This window comes from Kitasatospora sp. NBC_00374 (assembly GCF_041434935.1).
Taxonomy (GTDB): domain Bacteria; phylum Actinomycetota; class Actinomycetes; order Streptomycetales; family Streptomycetaceae; genus Kitasatospora.
On sequence record NZ_CP107964.1, the window covers coordinates 7,607,796 to 7,621,042 of the forward strand.

At 75.9% G+C, this 13,247-nt stretch carries 1 protein-coding gene (only partly in view); it reads left to right on the forward strand.

The features are described 5' to 3' along the window. On the forward strand, positions 1–13,247 hold the start of the coding sequence (locus OG871_RS33360) for a type I polyketide synthase (protein ID WP_371501920.1). 21,277 nt of this gene lie beyond the right edge of the window; only the first 13,247 of its 34,524 coding nucleotides appear in the window; it begins with the start codon at positions 1–3; its stop codon lies off the right edge, out of view.

Genomic DNA, 13,247 nt, shown 5'->3' on the forward strand with positions numbered 1-13,247 from the left:
ATGCGACTCGCCGCATCCTCCGAGGCCGAGCAGCAGCGGACCGTCCTGAACCTCGTCCTCGACCAGGCCAGGGAAGCACTGCGCGGCAGGTCCGCCGCCACCGTCGACGCCGACCGCCCGTTCCTGGAACTCGGCTTCGACTCGCTCGCCGCCGTCGACCTGCACAGCCGGCTCACCGCCGCCACCGGCCTGCGCCTGCCGGTCACCCTGGTCTTCGACCACCCGACCCCCGCCTCGCTCGCCCGCCACCTGCGGGCCGAACTCCTCGGCCTCGGCGGCGAATCGGCCCCGGAGCCGGTGCCCGCGGGCGCCCACGACGAGCCGATCGCCATCGTCGCGATGGCCTGCCGCTTCCCCGGCGACGCCAACTCGCCCGAGCAGCTGTGGCAGCTCGTCACCGACGAGGTCGACGCCGTCTCCGCCTTCCCCACCGGCCGCGGCTGGGACCTCGGCGGCCTCTTCGACACCGACCCCGACCAGGCCGGCACCTCGTACGCACGCGAGGGCGGCTTCCTGCACGACGCCGACGCGTTCGACCCCGGCTTCTTCAACATCTCGCCGCGCGAGGCCCTCGCCATGGACCCGCAGCAGCGCCTGCTGCTGGAGACCTCCTGGGAGGCGTTCGAGCGGGCCGGCATCGACCCGACCGGCCTGCGCGACTCCCGCACCGGCGTCTTCATCGGCGCCGAGGCCCAGGAGTACGGCCCCCGCCTGCACGAGGCCGCCGACGGGATGGAGGGCTACCTCGTCACCGGCAACGCCGCCAGCGTCGCCTCCGGCCGGATCTCCTACACCTTCGGCTTCCAGGGTCCCGCCGTCACCGTCGACACCGCCTGCTCCTCCTCGCTGGTCGCCCTGCACCTGGCCGTGCAGTCGCTGCGCCGCGGCGAGTGCGGCGTCGCCCTCGCCGGCGGCGTCGCCGTGATGGCCGGCCCCGGCTCCTTCGTCGCCTTCAGCCGCCAGCGGGGCCTCGCCCCCGACGGCCGCTGCAAGCCCTTCGCGGCCGCCGCCGACGGCACCGCCTGGGGCGAGGGCGTCGGCATGCTCCTCGTCGAGCGGCTCTCCGACGCGCAGCGCAACGGCCACCCGGTGCTCGCCGTCGTGCGCGGCACCGCGATCAACCAGGACGGCGCCTCCAACGGCCTCACCGCCCCCAACGGCCCCTCCCAGCAGCGCGTCATCCGCCAGGCCCTGGCCGACGCCGGCCTGACCGCCCAGGACGTCGACGCCGTCGAGGCACACGGCACCGGCACCACCCTCGGCGACCCGATCGAGGCGCAGGCCCTGCTCGCCACCTACGGCCAGGGCCGCGACGCGAACACACCGCTGTGGCTCGGCTCGCTCAAGTCCAACATCGGCCACACCCAGGCCGCCGCCGGCATCGGCGGCCTCATCAAGACCGTCATGGCGATGCGCCACGGCGTCCTGCCGAAGACCCTGCACGTCGACCAGCCCACCCCGCACGTCGACTGGGCCGCCGGCGCCGTCGAACTGCTCACCGAGGCCCGGCCCTGGCCCGAGACCGGCCGCCCGCGCCGCGCCGCCGTCTCCTCCTTCGGCTTCAGCGGCACCAACGCCCACGCCGTCATCGAACAGGCCCCGCAGGCCGCCGCGATCCCCGCCGCCGAGCCCGCCACCCACGCCCCCGCCGCGCTGCCCTGGGTGCTCTCCGCCAAGACCCCCGAGGCGCTGCGCGAGCAGGCCCGCCGCCTCGCCGCCCACCTCGACGCCCACCCCGAGCACCGCCTGGCCGATCTCGGCCACACCCTCGCCACCACCCGCACCGCGTTCGAGCACCGCGCCGCCCTCGTCGCGGGCGAACGCGACGGCTTCCGCCGGGCCCTGACGGCCCTCGCCGACGGCCTCGGCGCCCCCGGCCTCCTCCAGGGCTCGCCCGTCGCCGGCCGCACCGCCTTCCTCTTCACCGGCCAGGGCAGCCAGCGCCTGGCCATGGGCCGTGAACTCCACGAGACCCAGCCGGTCTTCGCCCGCGCCCTCGACCAGGCCGTCGGCCACCTCGACCTGCAGCTCGAACACCCCCTGCGGGACGTCCTGTTCGCCGCCGAGGGCACCCCCGAGGCCGAGCTGCTGCACCGCACCGCCTACACCCAGCCGGCGCTGTTCGCCGTCGAGGTCGCCCTCTTCCGGCTCCTGGAGTCCTGGGGCCTGCGCCCCGACGCCGTGGCCGGCCACTCCATCGGCGAGTTCGCCGCCGCCCACGCGGCCGGCGTGCTCACCCTCGCGGACGCCGCCCTGCTGGTCGCCGCCCGCGGCCGCCTCATGGAGGCCCTGCCCGCCGGCGGCGCCATGGTCGCCGTCCAGGCCACCGAGGCCGAGATCCGCGCCTCGCTCACCGGCCGCGAGCACGCCGTCGCCGTCGCCGCAGTCAACGGCCCCACCTCCGTCGTCCTCGCCGGCGACGAGGACGCGGTCCTCGACCTTGCCGCCCACTGGGCCGAGCAGGGCCGCAAGACCCGCCGCCTGACGGTCAGCCACGCCTTCCACTCGCCGCACATGGACGGCATGCTGGCCGAGTTCCGGCGCTGCGCCCAGGCCGTCGCCTACAGCGCGCCGAGCATCCCGATCGTCTCCACCCTCACCGGCACCACCGCCACCGCCGACGAGATCCGCGACCCCGAGTACTGGGTGCGCCACGTCCGCGAGACCGTGCGCTACCACGACGCCGTCCGCACCCTGGAGGCCCAGGGCGTCACCACCTACCTGGAGCTCGGCCCCGAGGGCGTGCTCTCGGCGATGGGCCAGGACTGCCTGGCCGACCCGGACGCGGCCGTCTTCGTGCCGCTCCTGCGCGGTGACCGCCCCGAGGCCCACACCGTCACCGCCGCCCTCGGCCAGGCCCACGTCCGCGGCGCCGCCCCCGACTGGGACGCCGTCTTCGCCGGCCAGGGCGCCCGCCGCGTCGACCTGCCGACCTACGCCTTCCAGCACGAGCGCTTCTGGCTCGGCACCGGCTCCGGCAGCGGCGACGTCACCGCCGTCGGCCTCGGCGCCGTCGACCACCCGCTGCTCGGCGCGGCCGTCGCCCTCGCCGACACCGACGGCATCCTCTTCACCGGCCGGATCGCCCTGGAGACCCACCCCTGGCTGGCCGACCACGCCGTCCTGGACACCGTCCTGCTCCCCGGCACCGCCTTCGTCGAACTCGCCGTCCGCGCCGCCGACCAGGTCGGCTGCGCTCTGGTCGAGGAACTCACCCTGGAGGCACCCCTGCTGGTGCCCGCCCGGGGCGGCGTCCACCTGCAGATCGTCGTCGGCGGCCCCGACGAGACCGGCGGCCGCACCCTCGCCGTGCACTCCCGCCCCGAGGACGCCGACCCGGCCGAACCCTGGACCCGCCACGCCGGCGGCCTGCTCGCCCCGGCCGCCGACCCCGCCGCCTTCGACCTCACCGCCTGGCCGCCGCCCGGCGCCCGGCCCGTGGACGTCGAGGAGGTGCACGCCCGGCTGGCGGAGGCCGGCTTCGGCTACGGCCCGGTCTTCCGCGGCCTGCGCACCGTCTGGCAGCACGGCACCGAGATCCTCGCCGAGATCGAACTCCCCGAGCCGGCCCGGGACGGCGCCGGACGCTTCGGCCTGCACCCCGCCCTGCTCGACGCCGCCCTGCACGCCCTCGGCGCCGACACCTCCGACGCCGCCGTCCGCGGCGGCCTGCCGTTCTCCTGGCACGGCGTCACCCTGTACGCCACCGGCGCCACCGCGCTGCGCCTGCGGGTCACCCCGGCCGGCCGCGGCGAGGTCGCCCTGGAGCTGGCCGACGACGCCGGGCAGCCCGTGATGTCCGTGCGTTCCCTCGCGCTGCGCGAGATCTCCGCCGAGCAGCTCGACGCCGCCCGCGCACCCCGCACCGAGTCGCTCTTCCGGGTGGAGTGGGCCACCCTGCCGGTCTCCGCCGCCACCACCGGCCGCTGGGCCGCCCTCGGCCCGGCGCCCGCCGTCCCGGCCGGCGAGCGCCACGCCGACGTCGCCGCGCTCGCCGCGGCCGTGGACGCCGGCCAAGCCGTCCCCGACGCCGTGTTCCTGCCCCTGGCCGCGGTCACCGGCCACGACGACGCGGACCGGCTCGCCGAGCGGTCCGCCGACCACGCCGCCGCCGTGCACCGCGCGGTCCACCGGGCGCTCGCCGCGACCCGGCAGTGGCTCGCCGACGAACGCTTCGCCGCCTCCCGGCTGGTCCTCACCACCACCGGACCCGCCGACGGCCCGAGCGCCCTCGCCGACGCCGCCGTCCGCGGCCTGATCCGCTCCGCACAGCTGGAGCACCCCGACCGCCTGGTCCTGCTCCACCTCGACACCCCCGACGTGCCCGGCGAGGTCCTGGCCGGCGCCCTCGCCTCCGGCGAACCCGAACTCGCCGTCCACGACGGCCTGGTACGCGTCCCCCGGCTGGCCCGCGCACACACCGCCGCCCCCGCGGACGGTGCCGAGCCCGCCTTCGGCCCCCACGGCACCGTCCTCGTCACCGGCGCCTCGGGCGCCCTCGGCACCCTGGTCGCCCGCCACCTGGTCGCCCACCACGGCGTCCGCAGCCTGCTGCTGCTCTCCCGCCGCGGCACCGACGCCCCCGGCACCGCCGACCTGGTCGCCGAACTCGCCGAGCTCGGCGCCGCCGTCACCGTCGCCGCCTGTGACGTCGCTGACCGCGACGCGCTCGCCGCGGCCCTCGCCGGACACGAGCTGACCGGCGTCGTCCACACCGCGGGCGTCCTCGACGACGGCGTCCTCGCCTCCCTCACCCCCGAGCGCATCGACACCGTCCTGCGCCCCAAGGTCGACGCCGCGCTCCACCTGCACGAGCTGACCGCCGACCGGCCGCTCACCGCCTTCGTCCTGTTCTCCTCCAACGCGGGCGTCCTCGGCGGCCTCGGCCAGGCCAACTACGCCGCCGCCAACGCCTTCCTCGACGCCCTCGCCGCGCAGCGCCGGGCCGCCGGACTGCCCGCCACCTCCCTCGCCTGGGGCCTGTGGGCCGACGGCGGCATGGCCGACACCCTCGACAGCGCCGACCTGCTGCGCCTCGCGCGCGCCGGCATGACCGGCCTCGCCGACGACGAGGGCCTGGCCCTCCTGGACACCGCCACCGCCACCGCCGAGCCGGTGCTCGTCCCGATGCGCCTCGACCTGGCCGCCCTACGCGCCCAGGCCGCGGCCGGCACCCTGCCCGCCCAGCTGCGCGGCCTCGTCCGCGCTCCCTCCCGCCGCACCGCCCGCGCGGGCCGGGCCGGTGGCACGGAGCTGATGCGCCGCCTGGCAGGCCTCCCCGAGGCCGAACTGGACCGTGAGATCCTCGAACTGCTGCGGGTCCGGGTCGCCGCCGTGCTCGGCCACGCCTCGTCCGACGTGATCGACGCGGGCCGCGCCTTCAACGAGCTCGGCTTCGACTCGCTGACCTCCGTCGAGCTGCGCAACGAGCTGAACGCCGTCACGGGCCTGCGGCTGTCGCCCACCCTGATCTTCGACTACCCGACACCCGCCGCCCTCGCCGCCCACCTGCGCACCGAGATCGCCGGCGCCGCCCGCCCGGCCGCCCCGGCAACGGCCGCCCCGGCCCGCCGGGACGACGAGCCGATCGCCATCGTCGGCATGGCCTGCCGCTACCCCGGCGGCGTCTCCTCACCCGAGGAGCTGTGGCAGCTGGTCACCGGCGGCACCGACGCCATCTCCGCCTTCCCCGCCGGCCGCGGCTGGGACCTCGACCGGCTCTTCGACCCCGACCCCGACCACGCCGGCACCAGCTACGCCGACCAGGGCGGCTTCCTGCACGACGCCGGGCTGTTCGACCCCGCGTTCTTCGGCATCTCCCCGCGCGAGGCCCTCGCCATGGACCCGCAGCAGCGCCTGCTGCTGGAGACCACCTGGGAGACCTTCGAGCGCGCGGGCATCGACCCGGCCACCCTGCGCGGCAGCCGGACCGGCGTCTTCGCCGGCGTCATGTACCACGACTACGCCACCCGGCTCGGCGCCGTCCCCGAGGGCGTCGAGGGGTACCTCGGCACCGGTACCTCCGGCAGCATCGCCTCCGGCCGGGTCGCCTACACCTTCGGCCTCGAAGGCCCCGCCGTCACCGTCGACACCGCCTGCTCCTCCTCGCTGGTCGCCCTGCACCTCGCCGTGCAGGCCCTGCGCCAGGGCGACTGCACGATGGCGCTGGCCGGCGGGGTCACGGTCATGGCCACCCCCGAGGCGTTCGTCGACTTCAGCCGCCAGCGCGGCCTCGCCAGGGACGGCCGGTCCAAGTCCTTCTCCGCCGCCGCCGACGGCACCAGCTGGTCCGAGGGCGCCGGCATGCTCCTCGTCGAGCGGCTCTCCGACGCCCGCCGCAACGGCCACCAGGTCCTCGCGATCGTCCGCGGCTCGGCGATCAACCAGGACGGTGCCTCCAACGGCCTCACCGCCCCCAACGGCCCCTCCCAGCAGCGCGTCATCCAGCAGGCCCTGGCCGACGCCGGCCTGACCCCCGCGGAGGTCGACGCCGTCGAGGCGCACGGCACCGGCACCACCCTCGGCGACCCGATCGAGGCGCAGGCCCTGCTCGCCACCTACGGCCGGGCCCGCGACGAGGAGTCCCCGCTCTGGCTCGGTTCGCTCAAGTCCAACATCGGCCACACCCAGGCCGCCGCCGGCGTCGCGGGCATCATCAAGATGGTCATGGCGATGCGCCACGGCGTCCTGCCGCAGAGCCTCCACCTCGACCAGCCGTCACCCAACGTCGACTGGGCCTCCGGCGCCGTCGAACTGCTCACCGAGGCCCGCCCGTGGCCCGAGACCGGCCGGCCCCGCCGCGCCGCCGTCTCCTCCTTCGGCTTCAGCGGCACCAACGCCCACACCATCGTCGAGCAGCCCCCCGCGGACGACCGGGCCGACCGCCCCGCCGCGGCCGAGGCGGCCCCGGGCACGCAGGCGTGGATCCTCTCGGCGAAGACCGAGGACGCGCTGCGCGAACAGGCCCGCACCCTGCTGGCGGACCTCGGCGACGGCGCCGCACCGTCCGGGGCCTCCGACGCCGACCTGGCGTACTCGCTGGCGACCGGCCGGGCCCTGCTGGAGCACCGGGCCGCCGTCGTCGGCGGTGAGCGTACGGAGTTCCTGGCGGGCCTCGCGGCGCTCGCGGCAGGGGAACCCTCCGGCGCGGTCGTGCGCGCCACCGCCGTCGCCGGCCGCACGGCGTTCCTGTTCACCGGACAGGGCAGCCAGCGGGCCGGGATGGCCGAGGAACTGTACGCCGCCCACCCGGTGTTCGCAGCCGCCTTCGACGCGGTCTGCGCGGAGCTGGACCGGCACCTGGAGCGCCCGCTGCGCGAGGCGATCGCGGACGCGGAACTGGTCGACGAGACGGCGTTCACCCAGCCAGCGCTGTTCGCCGTCGAGGTCGCGCTGTTCCGCCTGCTGGAGTCCTGGGGCCTGCGCCCCGACGCCCTCGCCGGCCACTCGATCGGCGAGCTCGCCGCCGCGCACGTCGCCGGGGTGCTCTCGCTCTCCGACGCCGCGACGCTGGTCGCCGCTCGCGGACGGCTGATGCAGGCGCTGCCGCGCGGCGGCGCCATGGTGGCCGTGCAGGCGGCCGAGGCCGACGTGCTGCCGCTGCTCACCGAAGGCGTAGGCATCGCCGCCGTCAACGGGCCCACCTCCGTGGTGATCTCGGGCGCCGAGCAGGCCGTGCTGGCCGTCGCCGAGCAGCTCGGCGCCGAGGGCCGCAAGACGAAGCGGCTGACGGTCAGCCACGCCTTCCACTCGCCGCTGATGGACGGCATGCTGGACGATTTCCGGGCGGTGGCTTCGGAGTTGACGTTCGAGACGCCCCGGATCCCGATCGTCTCCACCCTCACCGGCGCCCCGGTGTCCGAGGAACTGACCGACCCGGACTACTGGGTGCGGCACGTCCGCGAGGCCGTCCGCTTCGCCGACGCCGTCCGGGCCCTGGAGGCCGACGGCGTCCGCACCTTCGTCGAGCTGGGCCCCGACGGAGTGCTGTCGGGAATGGGCCAGGACTGTGTCGGCGAGGACGCGCTCCTCGTGCCGGTCCTGCGCGCCGGACAGCCGGAGGCACGCACCCTCACCACCGCGCTCGCCCGGCTGCACCTGCGCGCGGCAGGCGTCGACTGGCAGGCGGTGTTCCGCGGCCGGGACGCCCACCGGGTCGACCTGCCGACCTACGCCTTCCAGCGCCAGTGGTACTGGCTGGAGAACGTCGCCGCCCCGGCGGCCGGCCCGGCCGTCGTCGACGAGGTGGACGCCCGCTTCTGGGAGGCCGTCGAGAGCGGCGACCTGGACGCCCTGTCCGCCACCCTCGACCTGAGCGGCGACCAGCCCTTCAGCTCGGTGCTGCCGGCCCTCTCCGCCTGGCGCCGCCGCAGCCGCGAGCAGGCCACCGTCGACGCCTGGCGCTACCGCACCACCTGGAAGCCGGCCGGCGAGCCGGGCGCGGCGCTGCCCGCGGGCGTCTGGCTGCTCGCCGTCCCGGCCGGACTCGCCGGGGACGCCACCGTGCTCGGCGTGACGCAGACCCTCGCCGCGCGCGGCGCGACGGTCCGCCCGATCGAGCTGGACACCGCCGCCGCCGGGCGCCAGGCCCTGGCCGCCCGCCTGACGGAGGCCGTCACCGACGGCGCCGCCGTCGCGGGCGTGCTGTCCCTGCTCGCCCTCGACGAGCGGCCGGTCGACGGCGTGCCGAACGGCCTGCTGCTCACCGCCCTGCTCGTCCAGGCGCTCGGCGACGCGAACCTCGCCGCACCCCTGTGGTGCGTGACCCGCGGCGCCGTCTCCACCGGCCGCTCCGAGCGGACCGCCAACCCGCTGCAGGCACAGGTCTGGGGTCTGGGCCGGGTCGTCGCACTGGAGCACCCGGAGCGCTGGGGCGGCCTGGTCGACCTGCCGGAACACCCGGACGAGCGGGTGCTCGGCCGCCTCGCCGGCGCCCTGACGGGCTCCGCCGGGGACCAGGTGGCGGTGCGGGCATCCGGTGTCCTCACCCGTCGCCTGGTGCGCGCGGCCCGTGCCGAGGCCGCCGGATGGTCGCCTTCGGGCACGGTCCTGGTGACGGGCGGCACGGGAGCCCTGGGCGCGGAGGTGTCGCGCTGGCTGGCCCGGGGCGGCGCCGAGCACCTGGTGCTGACCAGCCGTCGCGGCCCGGACGCACCGGGCGCGCCCGAACTGCGGGACGAACTCGCCGAGCTCGGCGTCACCGTCACCATCGCCGCCTGTGACGCCGCCGACCGGGAGGCGCTGGCCGAACTGCTCTCCGCCCACCGGCTGTCGGCCGTCTTCCACACCGCGGGCGTCCTGGACGACGGGGTCATCGACGCGCTGACCGCCGAGCGCTTCGCCGCCGTGGCCCGCCCGAAGGTGGACGCGGCCCGCAACCTGCACGAACTGACGGCCGGTCACGACCTCTCCGCCTTCGTGCTCTTCTCCTCGATGGCGGGCTCGATCGGCAGCGCCGGCCAGGGCAACTACGCCGCCGCCAACGCCTACCTCGACGCACTCACCGAGCAGCGCCGCGCCGACGGCCTGCCCGCCACCTCGATCGCCTGGGGCCCGTGGGCCCAGGGCGGGATGGCCGCCGACGGCACCGTCGAGCAGCGCCTGCACCGGGACGGCGTCCCGCCGATGGCCCCCGCCCTCGCCATGTCCGCCCTCCGGCAGGCGGTCGAGCACGGCGACGGCGCGATCACCGTGGTCGACATCGCCTGGGACCGCTTCCTGCCCGGCCTGACCGCCGTCCGCCCGACCGCCCTCTTCGACGAGATCCCCGAGGCCCGGCAGATCGCCGCCGCGGCCACCGGGGCCACCGGCGCCGCCGCCGTCAGCTCCTCCCGGGCCGACCGCCTCGCCGGCCTCTCCGAGGCGGAGCAGCAGCGCGCCATGCTGGACCTCGTCCGCACCAACGTCGCGGCCGTACTCGCCCACTCCGGGACGGACCTGGTCGAGGCCGGCCGGGCGTTCAAGGAACTCGGCTTCGACTCGCTCACCGCCGTCGAACTCCGCAACCGCCTGGGCGCCGCCACCGGCCTGCGCCTGCCCACCACCCTCGTCTTCGACTACCCGTCCGCCGCCGCACTGGCCGACCACCTGCGCACGGAACTGGTGGGCCGCCGGCCCGCCGCCGCCACCGAGGCAGGCGCCCGGACGACCGCGGACGACGAACCGATCGCCATCGTGGCGATGAGCTGCCGCTTCCCCGGCGGCGTCACCTCCCCGGAGCAGCTGTGGCGGCTGCTGGTCGGCGGCGGCGACGCGATGTCGGGCCTGCCGACCGACCGCGGCTGGAACGTCGACACGCTCTACGACCCGGACCCGGACCAGGTCGGCAAGATCTACACCCGCGAAGGCGGATTCCTCTACGACGCGGCGGAGTTCGACGCCGGGTTCTTCGGGATCTCGCCGCGCGAGGCGCTGTCGATGGACCCGCAGCAGCGCCTGCTGCTGGAGACCTCCTGGGAGGCGTTCGAGCGGGCCGGCATCGACCCGACCACGCTGCGCGGCAGCCGGACCGGCGTCTTCGCCGGCACCAACGGCCAGGACTACCTGGCCCTGCTGATGAACTCGCCCGAGGAACTGGAAGGCCACCTCGGCACCGGTACGGCGGCGAGCGTCGTCTCCGGGCGCCTCTCCTACACCTTCGGACTCGAGGGCCCGGCCGTCACCGTCGACACGGCCTGCTCCTCCTCACTGGTGGCCCTCCACCTCGCGGTCCAGGCGCTGCGCAACGGCGAGTGCACGCTGGCCCTGGCCGGCGGTGTCACCGTGATGGCGACGCCGGACACCTTCCTCGACTTCAGCCGCCAGCGTGGCCTGGCGGCCGACGGCCGGTGCAAGGCGTTCGCCGCCGCGGCGGACGGCACCGCCTGGGGCGAGGGCGTCGGCATGCTGCTCGTCGAGCGGCTGTCGGACGCGCGCCGCAACGGGCACCCGGTGCTGGCGGTGGTGCGCGGCAGCGCCGTCAACCAGGACGGCGCCAGCAACGGCCTGACGGCGCCCAACGGCCCGTCGCAGCAGCGGGTGATCCGCCAGGCGCTCGCCGCGGCCGGTCTGACGGCCGACCAGGTCGACGCCGTCGAGGCACACGGCACCGGCACCGCGCTCGGCGACCCGATCGAGGCGCAGGCCCTGCTCGCCACCTACGGCCAGGGCCGCGACGAGGCATCCCCGCTCCGGCTCGGCTCGGTGAAGTCCAACATCGGCCACACCCAGGCCGCCGCCGGCGTCGCGGGCGTCATCAAGATGGTGCTCGCCATGCAGCACGGCGTCCTGCCGAAGACCCTGCACGTGGACCAGCCATCGCCGCACGTCGAGTGGTCGTCGGGAGCCGTCGAGCTGCTCACCGAGAACGTGGAGTGGCCGCAGACCGGCGGACCGCGCCGAGCGGCGGTCTCGTCCTTCGGCTTCAGCGGCACCAACGCGCACGCCGTCCTGGAGCAGGCTCCGGCGGTGGAGGAGGTCCCGGTCTCCGAGCCGGTCGCCCCGCCGGTGGTGCCGGTGGTGCTGTCGGCGAAGACCGACGAGGCCCTGCGGGCGCAGGCTGCGGAGCTGGTGGCTCTCGTCGAGGGTGACGAGTCGCTGGAACTTCTCGACGTCGGCTTCTCGTTGGCGACCGGCCGGGCGGCGTTCGAGCACCGGGCCGGGTTCGCTGCGGCGGATCGTGCGGAGCTGTTGGCGGGTCTGGCGTCGCTGTCGGGTTCGGGGTCGGTGGTGGAGGGGCGTACGGCGTTCCTGTTCACCGGGCAGGGCAGTCAGCGCGTCGGGATGGGCGAGGAGTTGTACGCCTCGTATCCGGTGTTCGCAGACGCGTTCGATGCGGTCTGCGCGCACCTGGACCAGCATCTGGAGCGTCCCCTGCGCGAGGCGGTCGCGGATGCGGAGTCGGTGAACGAGACCGGGTTCACGCAGCCGGCGCTGTTCGCGTTGGAGGTGGCGCTGTTCCGGCTGCTGGAGTCGTGGGGGCTGACCCCGGATGTGCTGGCGGGTCATTCGATCGGTGAGCTGGCCGCCGCGCATGTCGCGGGTGTGCTCTCGCTGGCCGATGCCGCCGAGCTGGTCGCGGCGCGCGGTCGCCTGATGCAGGCGCTGCCGCGCGGCGGCGCGATGGTGGCCGTGCAGGCGACCGAGGCCGAGGTGCTGCCGCTGCTCACCGAGGGCGTCGGCATCGCCGCCGTCAACGGGCCCACCTCCGTGGTGATCTCGGGCGCCGAGCAGGAAGTCCTCTCCATCGCCGAGCAGTTGGGGGCCGAGGGCCGCAAGACCAAGCGGCTCACCGTCAGCCACGCGTTCCACTCGCCGCTGATGGACGGCATGCTGGACGAATTCCGCGCAGTGGCCGCCCGGTTGACCTTCGAGGCTCCCCGGATCCCGATCGTCTCCACCCTCACCGGTGCGCTCGCATCCACCGAGCTCGCGGATCCCGCGTACTGGGTGCGGCACGTCCGCGAGGCGGTCCGCTTCGCCGACGCGGTGACGGTGCTGGAGGCCGACGGCGTCCGTACGTTCGTCGAGCTCGGCCCGGACGGCGTCCTGTCCGCGATGGCCCAGGACAGCGTGACGGCCGAGGCCGCCTTCGTCCCGGTCCTGCGGGCCGGCCGCCCCGAGGCCCACACGCTGACCACCGCGCTCACCCAGGCTCACGTCCGCGGCCTCGCCGTCGACTGGCAGGCGGTGTTCGCGGGCACCGGCGCCCGCCGCGTCGACCTGCCGACCTACGCCTTCCAGCGTCAGCGCTACTGGCCGCGCACGCCGATCCTGGCCATCGGCGACGTCGCGTCGATCGGCCTCGGGGCCGCAGGTCACCCGCTGCTGGGCGCGAGTGTGGAACTGCCGGAGTCGGACGGTGTGGTGTTCACCGGCCGGCTGTCGGTGCAGTCGCACCCGTGGCTGGCGGACCACGCCGTGATGGGCTCGATCCTGCTGCCGGGTACGGCGTTCGTGGAGCTGGCGATCCGGGCCGGTGACCAGGTCGGCTGCGGGCTGCTGGAGGAGCTCACGCTTGCCGCGCCGCTGGTGCTGCCCGAGCGCGGCGGTGTCCAGCTGCGGCTTGCGCTGGCGGGCGTGGACGAGGCGGGCCGTCGGGAGTTGAGTCTGCATTCGCGGTCGGAGGACGCGCCGGTGGAGGAGCCGTGGACGCGGCACGCCACCGGTGTCCTCGCGCCGAGCAGTCCGGCCGCCGTGCCTTCCTTCGACCTGTCCGAGTGGCCGCCGAAGGGTGCGGTCCCGGTGGCGGTCGATGACCTGTACGAGCG